Annotated in this window: 16 protein-coding genes; 7 read left to right on the forward strand and 9 right to left on the reverse strand. The window is 75.0% G+C overall.

Features of this window, described 5'->3' with window-relative positions; all coding sequences use genetic code 11:
• The first annotated feature begins 163 nt into the window (after window positions 1–163).
• Window positions 164–1,096, forward strand: coding sequence for a 5-dehydro-4-deoxyglucarate dehydratase (locus tag ACIRQF_RS25675; protein ID WP_404095330.1), 933 nt, complete (start codon window positions 164–166; stop codon window positions 1,094–1,096).
• Window positions 1,093–2,226, forward strand: coding sequence for a hypothetical protein (locus tag ACIRQF_RS25680; protein ID WP_404095332.1), 1,134 nt, complete (start codon window positions 1,093–1,095; stop codon window positions 2,224–2,226). The genes ACIRQF_RS25675 and ACIRQF_RS25680 overlap by 4 nt, the downstream gene beginning before the upstream one ends.
• Here the strand turns inward: ACIRQF_RS25680 and ACIRQF_RS25685 are convergent.
• Window positions 2,210–3,367: an MFS transporter gene (locus ACIRQF_RS25685; RefSeq protein WP_404095335.1), complete on the reverse strand. Its 1,158-nt coding sequence runs from the start codon at window positions 3,365–3,367 to the stop codon at window positions 2,210–2,212. The genes ACIRQF_RS25680 and ACIRQF_RS25685 overlap by 17 nt on opposite strands.
• 48 nt (window positions 3,368–3,415) lie before the next feature.
• A complete protein-coding gene (locus ACIRQF_RS25690; RefSeq protein WP_404095338.1) occupies window positions 3,416–4,372 on the reverse strand; it encodes a DUF2867 domain-containing protein in 957 nt (318 codons plus the stop codon).
• A gap of 55 nt (window positions 4,373–4,427) precedes the next feature.
• Between ACIRQF_RS25690 and ACIRQF_RS25695 the strand changes: the two genes are divergently transcribed.
• Window positions 4,428–5,012: a TetR/AcrR family transcriptional regulator gene (locus ACIRQF_RS25695; protein ID WP_404095341.1), complete on the forward strand. Its 585-nt coding sequence runs from the start codon at window positions 4,428–4,430 to the stop codon at window positions 5,010–5,012.
• On the opposite strand, the gene ACIRQF_RS25700 is transcribed toward ACIRQF_RS25695, so the two are convergent.
• The 6 genes from ACIRQF_RS25700 to ACIRQF_RS25725 form a co-directional block, all read right to left on the reverse strand.
• Window positions 5,002–5,436: a hypothetical protein gene (locus ACIRQF_RS25700; RefSeq protein WP_404095343.1), complete on the reverse strand. Its 435-nt coding sequence runs from the start codon at window positions 5,434–5,436 to the stop codon at window positions 5,002–5,004. The two genes, ACIRQF_RS25695 and ACIRQF_RS25700, sit on opposite strands and share 11 nt — an antisense overlap.
• A gap of 74 nt (window positions 5,437–5,510) precedes the next feature.
• A complete protein-coding gene (locus ACIRQF_RS25705; protein WP_404095346.1) occupies window positions 5,511–6,959 on the reverse strand; it encodes a peptidoglycan D,D-transpeptidase FtsI family protein in 1,449 nt (482 codons plus the stop codon).
• An 80-nt stretch (window positions 6,960–7,039) separates the two neighbouring features.
• On the reverse strand, window positions 7,040–7,657 hold the full coding sequence (locus ACIRQF_RS25710) for a response regulator (RefSeq protein WP_404095497.1): 618 nt from the start codon (window positions 7,655–7,657) through the stop codon (window positions 7,040–7,042).
• A gap of 29 nt (window positions 7,658–7,686) precedes the next feature.
• Window positions 7,687–8,952, reverse strand: coding sequence for a sensor histidine kinase (locus ACIRQF_RS25715; protein ID WP_389754370.1), 1,266 nt, complete (start codon window positions 8,950–8,952; stop codon window positions 7,687–7,689).
• On the reverse strand, window positions 8,949–9,947 hold the full coding sequence (locus tag ACIRQF_RS25720) for a hypothetical protein (RefSeq protein ID WP_404095350.1): 999 nt from the start codon (window positions 9,945–9,947) through the stop codon (window positions 8,949–8,951). Before ACIRQF_RS25720 ends, ACIRQF_RS25715 begins: the two co-directional genes overlap by 4 nt.
• A gap of 448 nt (window positions 9,948–10,395) precedes the next feature.
• A complete protein-coding gene (locus tag ACIRQF_RS25725; RefSeq protein WP_376629779.1) occupies window positions 10,396–11,166 on the reverse strand; it encodes an IclR family transcriptional regulator in 771 nt (256 codons plus the stop codon).
• 85 nt (window positions 11,167–11,251) lie between these two features.
• On the opposite strand from ACIRQF_RS25725, the gene ACIRQF_RS25730 reads away from it, so the two are divergent.
• Window positions 11,252–12,814: an aldehyde dehydrogenase (NADP(+)) gene (locus ACIRQF_RS25730; RefSeq protein WP_404095353.1), complete on the forward strand. Its 1,563-nt coding sequence runs from the start codon at window positions 11,252–11,254 to the stop codon at window positions 12,812–12,814.
• Here ACIRQF_RS25730 and ACIRQF_RS25735 read toward each other — a convergent pair.
• Complete coding sequence (locus ACIRQF_RS25735; protein WP_404095355.1) at window positions 12,808–13,812, reverse strand: zinc-dependent alcohol dehydrogenase family protein; 1,005 nt, start codon at window positions 13,810–13,812, stop codon at window positions 12,808–12,810. The genes ACIRQF_RS25730 and ACIRQF_RS25735 overlap by 7 nt on opposite strands.
• 114 nt (window positions 13,813–13,926) lie before the next feature.
• Between ACIRQF_RS25735 and ACIRQF_RS25740 the strand changes: the two genes are divergently transcribed.
• The 3 genes from ACIRQF_RS25740 to ACIRQF_RS25750 all read left to right on the forward strand — a co-directional run bounded on the left by ACIRQF_RS25740 (window position 13,927) and on the right by ACIRQF_RS25750 (window position 16,284).
• A complete protein-coding gene (locus tag ACIRQF_RS25740; protein ID WP_404095357.1) occupies window positions 13,927–14,841 on the forward strand; it encodes an AraC family transcriptional regulator in 915 nt (304 codons plus the stop codon).
• 179 nt (window positions 14,842–15,020) lie between these two features.
• Window positions 15,021–15,518 (forward strand): GNAT family N-acetyltransferase, encoded by a 498-nt coding sequence (locus tag ACIRQF_RS25745; protein ID WP_376629784.1) that lies wholly within the window; start codon window positions 15,021–15,023, stop codon window positions 15,516–15,518.
• Between the two features lie 70 nt (window positions 15,519–15,588).
• Window positions 15,589–16,284, forward strand: coding sequence for a DsbA family oxidoreductase (locus ACIRQF_RS25750; protein WP_382480652.1), 696 nt, complete (start codon window positions 15,589–15,591; stop codon window positions 16,282–16,284).
• The last annotated feature ends 8 nt before the right edge of the window (window positions 16,285–16,292 follow it).

The following is a 16,292-nucleotide window of genomic DNA, read 5'->3' on the forward strand; positions in this document are numbered from 1 at the left end:
ACACACATGGATGCGGCGCCACGCTAGGTACTGCTGTCGTGGGCGTCAAGAACGCGCGTTCCCATGGGACTTCGCTCCTTGACCGTCCCTTCCGCCCTGCCCTAGCGTGATGTCGTTCAAGAATATGGACAGTAGTCAGAATCTTGTACGACAGGGAGTGCCCGTGACCACACCCCCGCTCGCCGACCGGCTCGACGGCCTGCTCTTCTTCCCCGTCACCGCCTTCGGCCCGGACGGCGGCCTCGACCTCGACGCCTTCCGCGCCCATGTCCGCGCCGGGATCGACGCGGGCGCCGGCGCGGTCTTCGCCTGCTGCGGCACCGGCGAGTTCCACGCGCTCACCCCCGAGGAGTTCCGCGACTGCGTCGCCGCCGCCGTCGCCGAGACCCGGGGCCGCGTCCCCGTCCTCGCCGGCGCCGGATACGGCACCGCCCTCGCCGTCCGGTACGCGAGGCTCGCCGAGGAGGCGGGCGCCGACGGGCTGCTCGCCATGCCCCCGTACCTCGTCGTCGCCGACCAGGCGGGCCTGCTGCGCCACTACACCGAACTCGCCGCCGCCACCTCGCTCGACGTCATCGTCTACCAGCGCGACAACGCCGTCCTCACCCCCGAGACCGCCGTCGCCCTCGCCCGCACCTCCGGCGTCATCGGTCTCAAGGACGGCCTCGGCGACCTCGACCTTATGCAGCGGATCGTCAGCGCCGTCCGCTCCGCCGGCCTCGACCTGCTCTACTTCAACGGCCTGCCCACCGCCGAACTCACCGGCCTCGCCTACCGGGGCATCGGCGTCACCCTCTACTCCTCCGCCGTCTTCTGCTTCGCGCCCGACGTCGCCCTCTCCTTCCACCGGGCGCTCGCCACCGGCGACGACGCCACCGCGCACCGCCTCATCGACGCCTTCTACCGCCCCCTGGCCGAACTCCGCTCCCGCGGGCGCGGCTACGCCGTCTCCCTCGTCAAGGCCGCGGTCCGGATGACCGGCCTGGACGTCGGCGAGGTCCGTCCCCCGCTCAGCGAGCCGCACCCCGAGCACCTGAAGGAACTCGCCGCGATCGTCGAACGCGGCCGCGCCGCTCTCGCCGGGGAGACCCGATGAGGGCGGGCGCCTTCCTCTACCCCTGGGACGTCGACGGCGACCCGGCCGCGCCGGACCGGCTCGCGGACCTCGGCCTCGCCCAGGTGACCCTGGCCTCCGCCTACCACTCGACCCGCGCCCTGACGCCCCGCCACCCCCGGCACCGGATCGTCACCGCCGCCCACGCGGCCACGCTCTACCCGCCGGACCCGGCCCGCTGGCGAGACCGCGTCCTCGCCCCGTACCCGGCGGGCGACTGGGCGCCCGGCGACTCCTACGCCCGGGCGGCGGAGGCCCTCGCGGACACCGGTCTCGCCGTGCACAGCTGGGTCGTCCTGGCCCACAACTCCCGCCTCGGCGCGGACCGTCCGGAGACCTCCGTGGTCAACGCGTACGGCGACCGCTACCCCTGGGCGCCCTGCGTCGGTCAGGACGCCGTCCGCGCCCTCCTGGTGGACCTCGCCGCCGAGGCCGCGGTCCGGCCCGGTGCCGCCGGCACCGAGCTGGAGTCCTGCGGCTGGTACGGGCTCGCCCACCTGCACGCCCACGACAAGACGGCCGGCGTCCCGCTCGACGACACGGCCCAGTACCTGATGTCGCTGTGCTTCTGCCCCTCCTGCCGGGAGGGCTACGGCGGGCACGGCGCCGACCCCGACGAGCTCGCGGCCGCGGTCCGGGCCGCCCTGGAACCGGTCTGGCGCGGCGCACCCGCGAGCGCCCTGGGCCGTGGCACCGCGGACGCGGCCCTCGCCTGGCGGCTGGCCGCCGCACGTGCGCTCCAGGAGGAGGCGGTCGCGGCCGTCCGGGCCGCGGCCCCGGCCGGCTTCCGCGTCCTGCTGCACGCCGACCCGGTCCCGCACCGCTGCGGGGCGAACGTGGGCACCGACCCGGCGCACATCCTGTCCGTCGCCGACGGTGTGGTGACCCCCGCCCCGGCCGTGGCCCCCTTCGCCGCCCACGCGCACGCGCGCACGGTCCTGGCCGCCAACCTCCCCGTCGTCACCGGCATGGGCGGATCCCCGCACACCCTGCCGGAGGACGCGAAGCGGGCCGCGGCCGAGGGCGCCACCGAACTCCGGCTCTACCACGCGGGCCTGGCCTCGGACGCCGACCTGGACGCCGTACGGGAGGCCCTCACGTCGCTGCGCTGAGGCGCGGGCGGGCGGCGGCCAGCACCGCCGCACCCAGCGCCCCCGCCAGGCCGAGCACCGGCAGCAGCACCCGCACGTCCAGCACGCCCATGAGACCGGCCCCCAGGGCGAGCGCCACCGCGTTCGGCACGAAGACCAGGGTGTGGGCGGTGCCGGCCGCCCGCCCCACCGCCTCCGCGGGCACCTGCCGCTGCACCGCCGTCGTCGTCGCGATCAGCACCCACGGCAGCCCCACCCCGATGAGCGTGCTCGCCGCGAGGGCCACCGGGTCGTACGGCAGCGCCCTGGCCGCGGCCCCCAGCGCGAACAGACCGAGCCCCGCCGCCGCGAGCGCCCGCTCCGGCATCCGCCGCAGCAGCGGCCCGGCGGTCAGGCCGGCCGCCACGGAACCCGCGCCCTGCGCCGCGTACAGCACACCGGCGTACGCGGGGGAGTGCCCGAGGCCCCGGTCCACCACCGCGTAGACCGCGGCCCCGTTGAGCCCCGCGAGCAGCATCGTGAAGCCGCCCGCGAGGACCAGCGGCCGCAGCACCGGCGACTCCCGCAGCAGCCGGACCCCGTCGGCCACCCGGGGCCGCACTCCCGGGACGGGCCGCTCCTCCCTGACCCGCAGCAGGGCGAACGCTCCCGCCGCCACGACGAACGTGCCCGCGTCGAGCAGGGCCACCGGACCGCCCCCGTACCGGGCGAAGAGGCCCGCCGCCACGAGCGGGGCGACCAGCTTCACGGCCTCGCCGACGGTCATCCGCAGCCCGTTGAGGCCGCCGAGCCGTTCCCCGTCGAGGGCCCCGGCCGCGAGCGCCGACTCGGCCGCCTCGTGCACCGCGCCCTGTGTCCCGTACACGACGAGCACGGCGAACAGCAGCCACACCCGGTCCGCCCGGTCGACCCACAGGAGCAGGGGGAGCAGTCCGGCCATGGCCAGGTTCGCCGCCACCAGGAGCGCGCGGCGGCCCACCCGGTCGACGAGGGCGCCGAGCACCGGCCCGAGCAGGGCCGGCGCCCACAGGGCGAAGGCGGTCAGGGCCGCCAGGCCGTCGGAGCCGGTCAGGGACTTGACCCAGATGCCGGAGACGAGCCACATCGCCGTCGTGCCGAAGCCGGACACGAGCACGGCGGTCAGATAGAGAGGTACGCGCATGACCGCAGGCTCGCGTCTGAGGTGGCCCGTCCGGATCGGGCGGATGCCCTATTCCCAGGGGGCGTCCTGCCGGTCGCGCCGGGCCGGCCGAGGCCCTTCCCCGGCGACGGCCGTGGCGTTCCGTTCCCCGGCGGGCCGGGCCGCGTACGCCACGCGCCGGTGCGCGCGCCACAGCATCAGCCGGGCCGCGTAGGGGTGGAGGGGGCGTACCAGCGCGAAGTAGAGCCGGCCGCGCGTGTTGTGCAGGCGCACGGCGCTGACCAGGGTGACCGCCTCCTCGTCCACCAGGAGGGAGGCGCGGTAGTCCAGATGGGAGGCGTCCTCGCCGAGCATCAGCTCGTGCTCGGCCCGGCCCCGGACGGCGGCGGGCAGGACGTGCCGCCAGGCCTCCGGGTCGCGCGCCATGCCGGGCCTCAGCGGCATGCGCCAGGCGTCGCTGAAGTCGGGCCGCCCGACGGCGTCGTGCAGCAGACGGGCGGCCCGGGGGACGGGAACGGCGGTCGGCCGCACCCAGAAGAGGCGGTTGAGCAGGAGCGCGCGGGGCGTGCGGCGGGCCGGCGGGTGGGGCAGGCGGCCCAGGGCGGCCCGCTCCACGTTGTCGAGGATCTCCTCGACCATGATGTCGTGCACGGGCCGGATCGCCAGCTTCCACAGGAGGAAAGCCCGCGTGCCCATGGTCAGTTCGAGGGTGTGGGTGACCCGGCAACGGTCCGGTCCGAGGGCTTCGACGTCGAACCGGTGGTAGCCCTCGCCGATGCCGGGATCGGTGGTGTCGAAGCGCACGGACCGCCCCGGCTCGTAGGCGGTCACCCGGTAGCGGACCCGGCCGTGGCCGCCGTCCGCGCCGACGGCGAGCGGACGGTCGAGGACCATCCCGGGCCAGACGGGGGTGGGGAACAGGGGGTCGTCCGGCGTGGCGAGGCGGTCGAGGAGGCCCCCGACCGTGTCGGCCGGGGCCGGGACGATCCTCCGGTGGACGTTGCGAACCGTGCGCGTGCGCCGCATGACGGCACCTCCATACGGGAGCGTATGTTCCGACCGTACGGTACCGTACGGAAACATGCGCGAGACCCCGGACCCCAAGGAACGCCGCAGCCGCCGGCGCCTGACCGCCGACGACTGGGCGGACGCGGCCCTCGCCGCACTCGCCGAGCGCGGCCTGGCGGCGGTCGCGGTGGAACCCCTCGCGACCCGCCTCGGCGCGACCAAGGGCAGTTTCTACTGGCACTTCGCCAACCGGGACGCGCTCGTGGCGGCCGCCCTCGCGCGCTGGGAGGAACTGTCCACCGAGCGGATCATCACCGCCATGGAGGTCGCCGAATCCGACCCCGGGGCCCGCCTGGTCACGCTCCTGCGCGCCGCGACCGCCTCCGCCGCGGAGGACCCGCTGGAGGTGCGGCTGCTCGCCGCGAGCGACCATCCCGAGGTCGCGACGGCCCTCGCCCGCGTCACGGAGCGCCGGGTCGGCTATCTCGCCCTCCTCTTCGAAGGGCTCGGCTTCCCGCCGTCCGAGGCACGCCGTCGTGGCGTCCTCGCCTACACCAGTTATGTGGGCCACGCCCAGCTGGCGCACGCCGTCCCGGGCTTCCTGCCTGCCGACCAGGCCTACCTGTCCACGGTGACGGACGCGCTGCTCACGCGCTGACCCGGGCCGCCCGCCGGGCCTCGTACCGCAGCGCCGCCCCCGTCACCAGGGCGCCCGCTCCCTCCCACAGGCCCACGCCGAGGAAGCCGGAGGGCGCCCGGCCGCTGACGACGGCGAGCGTGAAGACGACGCAGGTCAGGAGGCGGAAGGGGACCGTCCAGCGGAAGAAGGACTTCCAGTCGGCGAGGGCGGCCAGGACGTAGTAGACACCCATGTTGAGGGCGGCCATCGAGGAGGCCGTCAGGAAGAGCAGGGTGTGGTCCTCGTCCGCACGGCTCGCCTCGGACAGGGGCGCGAGCCCCATGAGACGGATCATCGTGTCGGGGGTCGTCAGGCCCACCACGCCCAGGCCGGCGGCGAGGACGCCGAAGACGGCCATGGTCCAGCCGGAAAGGGAACGGGGCAGACGCGCGTTCGAGAGCATGCCCCCTGCATACCGTGAAGCGGGGGCCGCGTTCCCACCGGCCCCCGCTTCACGTCACCTCGGTCCGCCCGGACTCACTTCAGGGCGGCCTTCATCATCTTCTGCGCCACCGGCGCCGCGAGCCCGTTGCCACTGACCTCCGAGCGCGCCGCGCCCGAGTCCTCGATCATCACCGCGACCGCGACCTCCTTGCCCGTGCTCGGGTCCTTCGCGTACGAGGTGAACCAGGCATACGGAGTCTTGCTGTTGTTCTCGCCGTGCTGGGCCGTGCCGGTCTTCCCGCCGACCTCCACGCCGTCGATCGCCGCGTTGGTGCCGGTGCCCTCGTCGACCACGGTGCGCATGGCGCTGCGCAGCTGCTCCGCCGTCGAGGAGGAGACGATCCGCCGGGTGTCCCCGTCCCGGTAGCTCTGCAGGGCGTCGCCGTCGGAGTCGACCACCTGGGAGACCATGTGCGGGCTCGCCATGAGGCCGTCGTTGGCGAGGGCCGCCGTCACCATGGCCATCTGGAGCGGGGTGGCCGTGACGTCGAACTGCCCGATGCCCGTCAGGGCCGTCTGCGCCTTGTCCATGTCGGACGGATACACACTGGGGTAGGCGCGCACGGGGACGTCCAGCTCCTTGTCGTTGAAGCCGAACTTCTCCGCCGTCGCCTTCACCTTGTCCTGGCCCAGGTCCACGGCCATCTTGGCGAAGACGTTGTTGCAGGAGTAGCGCAGCGCGGTGCGGATGGTGGCGTTCTGGCAGGGCGCGGAGGCGTTCTCGTTCCTCAGCACGGTCCGCGTGCCGGGCAGCGTGTACGGGTTCGGGCTGTCCGTCGCCGCGTCCACGGAGCCGTAGAGCCCGTCCTCCAGGGCCGCCGCCGCGACCACCAGCTTGAACGTCGAGCCCGGCGGCAGCGGCTGCCGCAGCGCCCGGTTGACCAGCGGCTTGTCCTCGTCCTCGGTGAGCCGCCGCCACTCCTCGCCGTCCGTCAGGCCGGCGATCTCCGACGGGTCGTACGAGGGCGTCGACACCATCCCGAGGATCCGGCCCGTCTTGGGGTCGATCGCGACGGCCGCGCCCTTCTTCTTCCCGAGCGCCTTGTAGCCGGCCTTCTGCACCGCCGGGTCGATCGTCGTCACGACCGTGCCCGGCTTCGCCTGCTCGCCGGTGAGGGCGTTCAGCGGGTTCTTCAGCCGGCTGTCGGTGCCGTCGAGGACGTCGGCGTAGATGCCCTCCAGCTGGGTCGCCCCGTAGGCCTGCGAGCTGTAGCCCGTGACGGCCGCGTACAGCGCGCCGTCCGTGTAGTCGCGCTTGTACGCGAGGTCTCCGCCCTTCGTCTCCTTCGATCCGGTGACCGGCGAACCGGCCACGACGATGTTCCCGAGCGGCTGCGCGTACTGCGCGATGACCTTCCGCCGGTTGTTCTTGTCGTTCGCGAGGGCCTTGCCTTCGTACGCCTGCACCCAGGTGGCCCGGCCGAGCAGGGCGAGCACCAGGAGAAGCGAGAAGACCGAGGCACGCCTGATCGTCTTGTTCATCCCATATGCGGGACGAACGGACCGGCGGGCGGCGTTCCGGATGTGTCCGGTTTCTCAGGGAACCTTCATGGAGGACCCCGTCAGGCGTTCGGCCGGATGAAGCCCGACTCGTACGCCGCGATCACCGCCTGCGTCCGGTCCCGGGCGCCCGTCTTCGCGAGCACCGCGGCCACGTGCGTCTTCACCGTCGCCGGACCGACGCCCATGCCCCCGGCGATCTCGGCGTTCGTGAGGCCCTTCGCCATCTGCCGCAGCACCTCCGCCTCGCGCTCGGTGAGCCGGGCCGCCCACGCCGGGGCCACCGGCGGATTGCGGCGGGCGTGCTCGGCGGCCAGCCCGCGGACCGCGGCCGGATAGAGCAGCGAGTCGCTGGTGGCGACCAGGCGGACCGCGCTCACCAGCTCCTCCGATGCGGCCCGCTTGAGCAGGAAACCGGCCGCGCCCACCCGCAGCGCGTCGTAGACGTAGGCGTCGTTCTCGAAGGTGGTGACGACCACGATCCGGGGCCCCTCGGGCCCGGACAGGATCCGCCGGGTCGCCTGGATGCCGTCGATCTCCGGCATCCGGACGTCCATCAGCACCACGTCGGGCCGCAGCTCCCGCACCACCGACACGGCCTCGGCGCCGGTGGCCGCCTCCCCGACGACCTCCAGGTCCGGCTCCGCGTCGAGGATCACGCGCAGCGCCGTCCGTACCATCCGCTCGTCGTCCGCGAGCACGATCCTGATCACCGCGCACCTCCCACGGGCAGGCGGGCGGCGAGCCGCCACATGCCGTCCGCCGGCCCCGCCTGGGCCGTTCCGCCGAGCAGCCGGGCCCGCTCGGCGACGCCGCGCAGCCCGCGCCCCCCGTCCGGGCGGGCCACCGGCACCGTGCCGGGCAGCGGATTCTCCATCGCGATCTCCAGTTCGTCCCCCGATAGCGCGATCCGCACCGTCACCGTCTCTTCCCGCGCGTAGCGCACGGCATTGGTCAGCCCCTCCTGCACGATCCGGTAGGCCTCGCGCGACACCGGCTCCGGCAGCCCCGCCAGATCCCCGCGCACGGCGAGCGCCACCCGCGGCCCGGCGCCCTTCACCAGCGCGTCGAGCGCGTCGAGACCGGGCGCCCCCAGCTCGCCGTCGTCCTCGCCGCTGCGCAGCAGACCGAGCACGGAGTCGAGCTCGCCGACCGTGCGGCGGGTGGTCTCCTCGATGGCCGTGAGCGCCTCCCGTACGAAGTCGAGGTCGGCGCCCCCGTCCCGACGGCGGCTCGTGTCGAGCACCCGGCGGGCCGCGCCCGCCTGCAGGGTGACGGCGCTCAGCGCGTGCCCCACCGAGTCGTGCAGTTCGCGGGCGAGTCGGTTGCGCACGGCCAGTTCGGCGGCGCGCCGCTCGGCCGCGGCGAGCCGGTCGGCCGGGCTCGGTCCGAGCAGCCGGGACGCCGCGCCGGCCAGCAGCGCGCCGGCCGCCGCCGCGGCCGCGGCGAGCCCGAGCAGCATGAGGATCCCGAGCGGCAGCCCGGCCCAGGTGAGCCAGGGCCGGTCGAGGCCCCAGAAGCCGCCGAGCTCGGAGGCCCGCAGCTCCGCCGAGAACGGCAGCGCCGCCACGGCGAGCGCGAAGGGCGGCAGGGCCAGCGACGCCCCGCTGACGAGCGCCCCGACACCGAGGTGCAGCGTGAACCAGCCGGCCGTACGGGCCTTCGCCGCCCGCCCGCGGGCCGCTCCCTCCGCGAAGCGCTCGCCCGGTACCCCGCACAGGGCCCGGGCCGCCGCCACCGACATCGGACGGGTCAGCGGGAAGAGCGCCGTGACCGCCGCCAGCGGCAACCCGACGGCGTACGCCGCGAGCTGCACGGTGAGGCTGCTCCCGAACATCGCCCCGCCACCGGCGACGGGTCCGACGGCCACCGTGCCCACCAGCCAGTACGGCATGAACAGGGCGCCGCCCAGGACGAGATGGAGCCAGCGCCGCCGGGCCCGCTGCCCGAACAGGGCGCCGCCGAGCCGTCTCATGCGGTCCGGCTCCGCCGGCTCACGACCACGGCCAGGCAACCGGCCAGCAGGAATCCGATGATCATTTCACCAGCGTAGGTGCCGACCATCGGGACCGTCGGCTCTTTCCCGCCATCGGTCTGCGGCATCAGCGCGACCAGCGTCATGTAGGCACCCCAGCATCCGGCCGCACCCGAGCCCACCCAGGCCGCGGCCAGCGCGGTGCGCAGCCGCAGTCCGGCCGGGCGGCGCAGGGCGAGGGCGAGACCGGCGACGCCGGCGACGAGCAGGAAGAAGGCGCGCATGACGTCGACGACCGCCTTGTCGGCGTCGTAACCGTCGGCGTAGTCGGGGGCGAGACCCCAGGTCAGGCCACCGGCCCACAGGACGTGCAGGGTGGCCGGAGCGAGGGCGAGCACGGCCGCGGCGACCGTGCAGACGCGGACGGCGGGCCCGCTCACGGCCGCGGGCAGCCCGCCGATCCGGCCGGCCCAGACGTGACCCCAGCGGTCCCGGGCGTACAGGACGAAGAGGATGCCGAGGCTCAGGCCCTGGACGATGAAGCCGCCGTAGACGACGGGGAAGACCCAGGTGTCGAGGAAGTCCGGCACGGGCGCGGCGGCCGGGCTGGTGTCGGACGTGGCGAAGAGGGACACGACCAGCTGGGCCGGGTAGCCCACCATGATCGGGGCGATCAGGCCGATCGCCGCCCACACCGGGAGGAGCAGCAGCCAGGCCCGCACCCGCAGGCCCCACGGCCGGGTGAGGAGCATCGCGAGCAGCACGACGATCGCGTCGGCGATCACGGAGACCCCGTTGGCGACGCGCATCATCGTCGGGTGGTCCAGCAGCACGCTGCCCTCGGGGATGCCGACCGTGCTGCCCGCCACCCACGCGACCTTGAGGACGATGTAGGGGAGGCAGCCGAACGAGGCCAGGACGCGCAGGGTCCGGCGGAGCCGGGTCGGGGGAGCGGCGGGTGCCGTGGTGGGGACGGGAAGCGTCGGTGTCGTCATGCCCCCAGCCTCGTTCCGGGGCCCGCCCCGGCACCTCCTGCGTGATGACGAACCGCCTCCGCCGCGCGGGGGAGACGGTCGGCCGTCAGGGACCGGACCGTGATCGGCCGCGGGGAGGGGAAGGGCGCCTGGCGGCCCCCCGTACGGCCCGGCATCCACGCGTACGCGAGCCGGCGGGGTGCGGGCCCGGCATCCGCGCGTACGCGAGCCGGCGGGGACGGGCCCGGAGCCCGTTGCGGACCGGAGTCGGCGGGGGGTGCGGGTCCGCAGCGTCACGTCCCGGACCGGAGTCGGAGGGGTGCGGGCCCGGAGCATCCGTCCCGTACCGGAGCCGGCGGGATACGGGGGCGGGATCCGTCCAGTACCGGAGCGGCGGGATACGGGCGCGGGGATCAGTCCCGTACCCGGAGCCGGTGGCATACGGGCGCGGGATCCGTCCCGTACCGGATCAGAGCCGGCGGGTCGCGAGGGCGAGCCGGTCGCGGGCGTCGAACAGGGCGTCCTTGATGAGCTGTTCGTGCCCCGGGGTCAGCCGGGCCACCGGCACCGAGCAGCTGATGGCGTCGCGCGCCGGGGTGCGGTACGGGATCGCGATGCCGAAGCACCGCAGGCCCAGGGTGTTCTCCTCGCGGTCCACCGCGTACCCCTGCTCGCGGATGACGCGCAGCTCCTCGATCAGCTGCTCGCGGTCGGTGACCGTGTGCTCGGTGAGGGCGGGCAGCGTCTCCGGGAGCAGCTTGCGGACCTGCTCGTCGCTGTGGGTGGCGAGCAGCGCCTTGCCGAGGGAGGTGGAGTGGGCGGGCAGCCGGCGCCCGACCCGGGTGAACGGGCGCAGGTAGTGCTGGGACTGGCGGGTCGCCAGGTAGACCACGTTGGTGCCGTCGAGCCGGGCCAGGTGGATGGTCTCGGTGGTGTCGTCGGAGAGCCGGTCGAGGGTGGGCCGGGCGGCGGCCACCACCTCGTCGCCGTCGATGTAGGAGGTGCCGACGAGCAGCGCGCGCACCCCGATGCCGTACCGGGTGCCCGTCGCGTCGGTCTCCACCCAGCCGAGCTCGACGAGGGTGCGCAGCAGCATGTACAGGCTGGACTTGGGGTAGCCGACGGCCTCCTGGACGGCGGCGAGGGAGTGCATGCCGGGCCGTCCGGCGAAGTACTCCAGCAACTCCACGGTCCGCACCGCGGACTTGACCTGGGCCCCGCCCGCGTCGTTGGTCCCCATCGCCCTCGCCCCTCTCCGGGGGCGTCCGGTCCGGAAGCCCCATGAAGCCTCTTGTGGAGACGGCTCGGCCGTCCCTAGAGTCCCGATGTCGGATTCACCTACAGGGACCGCGTTCAGAATAGCGAACAACGTGGGCGAGGGGCGTGTCGTGGCAGAACCAGTGTGGAGTGTGGACCCCCGGACGGGGAAGCCGCGTGAGCAGGTCGCGGTGGAGGCCACCGGCGAGGAGATCGACCGGGCCGTACGGGGCGCGCACGCCGCCCGGGGCGCGCTCGCCGACCGCACAGCCCGCGCCGCGCTGCTGCGCACGGCGGCCGACCTGATGGACGAGGCACGCGATCACGTCGTCGAGGCCGCCGACGCCGAGACCGCTCTCGGACCGGTCCGGCTGACCGGCGAACTCGCGCGCACCACGGCCCAGTTGCGCTTCTTCGCCGACATCGTCGACGAGGGCGCCTTCCTCGACGTGCGGATCTCCCGCGCCGACCCCGCCACCACGCCGCCCACCCCGGACCTGCGGCGCATGAAGATCCCGCTCGGGGTCGTCGCCGTCTACGCGGCCGGCAACTTCCCGCTAGCCTTCTCCGTCCCCGGCGGCGACACCGCGAGCGCGCTGGCCGCCGGCTGCCCGGTCGTCGTCAAGGCGCACCCCGACCACCCGGCCACCTCCGAGCTCTGCGCATCCCTGCTGCGCCGGGCCGCCGTCAAGGCGGGACTCCCCGAGGACGTCGTCTCCCTGGTGCACGGCTTCGAGGCCGGGGTCGAGCTCGTCCGCCACCCCCTGGTCTCCGCCGCCGGCTTCACCGGCTCCGTGCGCGGCGGGCGGGCGCTCTTCGACGCGGCCGCCGCCCGCCCGGTCCCCATCCCCTTCCACGGGGAACTCGGCTCGCTCAACCCGGTGGTGATCACCGAGGCCGCGGCCGAGGAACGGGCCGAGGAGATCGGCGCCGGACTCGCCGCCTCCATGACCCTCGGGCAGGGGCAGTTCTGCACGAAGCCCGGCTTCGTCCTCGCGCCCGCCGGGGAGGCCGGCGACCGGTTCGTCACCGCCCTCACGGCCGCCGTGAGCGAGACGGAGCCCGGCGTGATGCTCGACCGGCGGATGCGCGGTGCCTTCCTCGACGGCGTCCGCGAGCGGGCCGCGCTGCCCGGTGTGACCGCGCCCGTCACCCCCGGCGCCGGCGGCGAGCACACGGTCAGCGCCGGGGTGCTGACCGTCGACGCGGGCCGCCTCGCCGAGGGCGGGTGCGAGCCGCTCCTGGAGGAGTGCTTCGGGCCGCTGACGGTCGTCGCGCGCTACGGCTCCCGCGAGCAGCTCTCCGCCGTCCTCGGCCCGCTGCCCGGCAACCTCACCGCCACCCTGCAGATGGCCGACGAGGACCCCGACGCCGCCTCGCTGCTCGCCGAACTCACCCCCCTCGCCGGGCGCGTGCTGGTCAACGGCTGGCCGACCGGCGTGGCGGTGGCGGAAGCGCAGCACCACGGCGGCCCCTACCCGGCCACCACCTCGCCCTTCACCTCGGTCGGCGCGACCGCGATCGAGCGCTGGCTGCGGCCGGTCGCCTACCAGTCGACCCCGCAGCACCTGCTCCCGCCGGAGCTCCGGGACGACGCCCCGCACGGCGTGCCCCGGCGCCGGCCTCAGTGAGGGATCCGCACCACGAGCTTCCCGGTGTGCGTGTTCGACTCCATCAGGCGGTGGGCGTCGGGCAGAGCCCCCAGACCGTCGAAGGTCTCCGCGATCACCGGCGCCAGCGAGCCGTCGCGCAGTCCGGAGCCGATGAAGCCGGCCATCCGGGCGCGCCCCTCGGCGGTCCGGACCACCGCGCCGTTGGCGTAGCCGCGCACGGTCAGCGGCCACTGCATCGGCATCTCGGCCGGCCGGTGGTCGAGCCAGCCGTAGAGCACCGCGGTGCCCTCCGGGCGCAGCGCCCCGCCCAGGCGGGCGAAGCCGGGGCCGCCGACCGCGTCGAAGACGACGTCGGCGCCCAGGCCCCCGGTGATCCGGCGCACCTCCCCGACCAGGTCCTCCTCGTCGGTGACGATCACGTGCGGGGCGCCCAGGGCGAGCAGCCGCCGACGCTTCGACTCCTCGCGGGTGGCGGCGATCGGGGTCGCGCCGATCCGCAGGGCGGTCTGGATCGCGGCCGTGCCGACCCCGCTGGACGCGCCGGTGATCACCACATGGCCGCCGGGGCGCAGCCCGCCCGCCTCGACCATGCCCCCGAACGCCGTCGCGTACGTGAGCCAGGCCGCCGCCCCGGTCACCGCGTCCACCCCCGTGGGACGCGGCACCAGGTACTCGCGCGGCAGCACCACCCGCTCCGCGTACACCCCGTGCACCCCGAAGTCGAAGTTGGCCGCGGCCAGCACCGGGTCGCCCGGCCCGAACTCGGTGACGCCGTCGCCGACCTCCTCGACCACGCCCGCCGCCTCGTAGCCCAGCCGTGAGCCGGGGAGCGTGGGGCGGTAGTAGTAGGTGCCCGCCCGGAACAGGGCCTCGGCCCGGTTGAGGCCGAGCGCCTCGACCCGCACCAGCACCTCGCCCGGACCGGGAGCGGGGAGCGCGATCTCCTCGACGGTCAGCACCTCGGGACCGCCGAGCTCGTGGAACAGAACGGCCTTCGTCTTCATGTCGGTTGCCATGCCCCCGACGCTAGGCGGGGGCGGTGGAGACGATCCATGTCCTCCCGGCTCGCCGCCATGTCCGATCGTCTCGCCGGCCGGATCCCGGGTACGGGCGCGGAGTACGGTGCGGGGATGGACGTACTGAGCGATGCCATCACCGCCATGCGCGCCGGGCGCCCCCACTCCTCCCGCACGGTCAGGTTCGCGCCCTGGGGCCTCCGCTTCCCGCCGAGCAAGGGCGCCGGGTTCCACGTCGTCCTCCAGGGCGCCGCCTGGCTGCTGCCCCCGGACGACACCGCCCCGGTCCGGCTCGGCCCCGGCGACGTCGTGCTGCTCGCCCACGGCACCGGCCACGGCCTCGCCGACCACCCCGGCACCCCGCTCGTCGACGCCGTCCCCGCGCCCGACGGCTCCTGGCCCACGCCGCCCGACCGGGGGCCGATCGGCGCCGACGAGACCCTGCTCCTGTGCGGCGCCTACCAGTTGAGCCGGTCCCGCGCCCATCCGCTGCTCACCGAGCTGCCCCCGTACGTCCACATCCCCGCCCGGGTCGGCGCCCACCCCCGGCTGCGGGCCGCCGTCGACCTGCTCGGCGCCGAACTCGCCGAACCCCGGCCCGGCTCCGACGCGATCGTCCCCGCGCTCCTCGACACCCTGCTGCTCTACCTGCTGCGCACCTGGTGGCTGACCGAGCGCCCCGACCGGTCCACCGGCTGGTCCGCCGCGCTCGGCGACCCGGCCGTCGCCGCCGCCCTGCGCGCCCTCCACGACGACCCCGCCCGGCCCTGGACGGTCGAGGAGCTGGGTGCCCTCGGCGGGCTCTCCCGCGCCGCCTTCGCCCGCCGCTTCACCGCCCTGGTGGGCCGGCCCCCGCTCGCGTACCTCACCTGGTGGCGGATGACCACGGCCGGCCGGCTGCTCCGCTCCGACGACCTGCCCCTGCGGACCGTTGCCCAACGTTCGGGCTACTCATCGGAGTTCGCCTTCGCCAAGGCCTTCAAGCGGGAGTACGGCGTGGCCCCGGGCCGCTACCGCGCGGCGGGCTGAGCGGCGCGGTGCTTCCGGCGATCCCTGCGGCGGGGCCGTTCGCGGGGGGCCCGGCGGCCCGGCGGCCCGGCGGCCCGGCGGCCGGGCGGACCTGCTGCCGGCCGGGCGGACCGGGCCGGCGGGTCGTGGCCGCACGGGTGCCGGGAACCGTGCCCGTGGCCTCCGCGTCCCCATAGTTCATGATCGGATCCCCTCTTCGTCTCCACCCCGCGACCCCGGCCGACCTCGACGCCGTGGCCGAGCTGCACGCCGAGGCCCGCGCCACCTACTACCGCGGCCACATCCCGGACGCCGACTTCGAGGGCCCCGAGGAGCTGGCCCGCACCCGGACCGGCTGGGCGGCGGCCATCGGCGAAGGCCGGGTGCTGTGCGCGTGGGACGCGAACGGCGAGCTCGCCGGGGTCGCCGCCTACGGGGTGCGCGACGGCGTCATGCACCTCAGCCAGCTCCATGTGCGCCCGGCCCGCTGGCGCGGTGGCGTCGGCACCGCCCTGCACACCGCGTGCGTCGAGGCCTGGCGCGCGGCCGGCGAGCGCACCGTACGCCTGGAGGTGTTCGACAGGAACGAGCGCGCCCAGGCCTTCTACGCGGCGCGGGGCTGGACCCCCGACCCCGACACCCCGCGCGCCGGGGACCACCTCGTGCTCCGCCTCACACTGGCGCCCTCTGCGGAATGATTCCGGCGGGGCGGGGCGTTCCCGTCACGGAACACCCCGCCCACCCCCCGTCCAGGAGAGAAGCCACACCATGCGCGTCGAGATCTGGAGCGACATCGCCTGCCCCTGGTGCTACATCGGCAAGGCCCGCTTCGAGAAGGGGCTCGCGGCCTTCGCCCACCGCGACGACATCGAGGTCGTGCACCGCTCCTTCGAGCTCGACCCGAACCGCCCGAAGGGCGACTCCGGCCCGGTCCTGGAGATGCTCGCCAAGAAGTACGGCCGCACCCTCGACGAGGCCCGCGCCATGGAGGCCCACGTCGCCTCCAACGCCCACTCCGAGGGACTCGAATACCGCACGGAGGGCCGTGACCACGGCAACACCTTCGACATCCACCGCCTGCTGCACCTGGCGAAGGACCGCGGCCTGCAGAACGAGCTCCTGGATCTCGCCTACCGGGCCAACTTCGCCGAGGAGCGCTCGGTCTTCGACGCCGAGACCCTGGTGACCCTCGCCGTGGAGGCCGGTCTCGACGAGGACGAGGTTCGTACGGTGCTCGCCGACGGGACCGCGTACGCCGACGCCGTGCGCGCCGACGAGCGCGAGGCGGCCGAACTGGGCGCCAACGGCGTGCCGTTCTTCGTCCTCGACCGCAAGTACGGGGTCTCCGGCGGGCAGCCCGCCGAGGTCTTCACCCAGGCCCTGGAGCAGGCCTGGGCCGGCCGCAGCCTGCAGCCGGTCGGCGGGGACGCCGCCGCCTGCGACGTCGACGGCACCAACTGCTGAACCGTCCG

Origin of the sequence: Streptomyces sp. NPDC101191, from assembly GCF_044767915.1 — a bacterium.
GTDB lineage: Bacteria > Actinomycetota > Actinomycetes > Streptomycetales > Streptomycetaceae > Streptomyces.

What these genes read in the sequence shown, in the direction of transcription:
- ACIRQF_RS25740 (WP_404095357.1), top strand. Translation starts at nt 13,927, where the DNA reads ATGGACGTACTGAGCGATGCCATCACCGCCATGCGCGCCGGGCGCCCC.
- ACIRQF_RS25735 (WP_404095355.1), bottom strand. Translation starts at nt 13,812, where the DNA reads ATGGCAACCGACATGAAGACGAAGGCCGTTCTGTTCCACGAGCTCGGC.
- ACIRQF_RS25710 (WP_404095497.1), bottom strand. Translation starts at nt 7,657, where the DNA reads ATGGTACGGACGGCGCTGCGCGTGATCCTCGACGCGGAGCCGGACCTG.
- ACIRQF_RS25745 (WP_376629784.1), top strand. Translation starts at nt 15,021, where the DNA reads ATGATCGGATCCCCTCTTCGTCTCCACCCCGCGACCCCGGCCGACCTC.
- ACIRQF_RS25695 (WP_404095341.1), top strand. Translation starts at nt 4,428, where the DNA reads ATGCGCGAGACCCCGGACCCCAAGGAACGCCGCAGCCGCCGGCGCCTG.
- ACIRQF_RS25730 (WP_404095353.1), top strand. Translation starts at nt 11,252, where the DNA reads ATGTCGGATTCACCTACAGGGACCGCGTTCAGAATAGCGAACAACGTG.
- ACIRQF_RS25725 (WP_376629779.1), bottom strand. Translation starts at nt 11,166, where the DNA reads ATGGGGACCAACGACGCGGGCGGGGCCCAGGTCAAGTCCGCGGTGCGG.
- ACIRQF_RS25680 (WP_404095332.1), top strand. Translation starts at nt 1,093, where the DNA reads ATGAGGGCGGGCGCCTTCCTCTACCCCTGGGACGTCGACGGCGACCCG.
- ACIRQF_RS25700 (WP_404095343.1), bottom strand. Translation starts at nt 5,436, where the DNA reads ATGCTCTCGAACGCGCGTCTGCCCCGTTCCCTTTCCGGCTGGACCATG.
- ACIRQF_RS25750 (WP_382480652.1), top strand. Translation starts at nt 15,589, where the DNA reads ATGCGCGTCGAGATCTGGAGCGACATCGCCTGCCCCTGGTGCTACATC.
- ACIRQF_RS25690 (WP_404095338.1), bottom strand. Translation starts at nt 4,372, where the DNA reads ATGCGGCGCACGCGCACGGTTCGCAACGTCCACCGGAGGATCGTCCCG.
- ACIRQF_RS25715 (WP_389754370.1), bottom strand. Translation starts at nt 8,952, where the DNA reads ATGAGACGGCTCGGCGGCGCCCTGTTCGGGCAGCGGGCCCGGCGGCGC.
- ACIRQF_RS25720 (WP_404095350.1), bottom strand. Translation starts at nt 9,947, where the DNA reads ATGACGACACCGACGCTTCCCGTCCCCACCACGGCACCCGCCGCTCCC.
- ACIRQF_RS25685 (WP_404095335.1), bottom strand. Translation starts at nt 3,367, where the DNA reads ATGCGCGTACCTCTCTATCTGACCGCCGTGCTCGTGTCCGGCTTCGGC.
- ACIRQF_RS25705 (WP_404095346.1), bottom strand. Translation starts at nt 6,959, where the DNA reads ATGAACAAGACGATCAGGCGTGCCTCGGTCTTCTCGCTTCTCCTGGTG.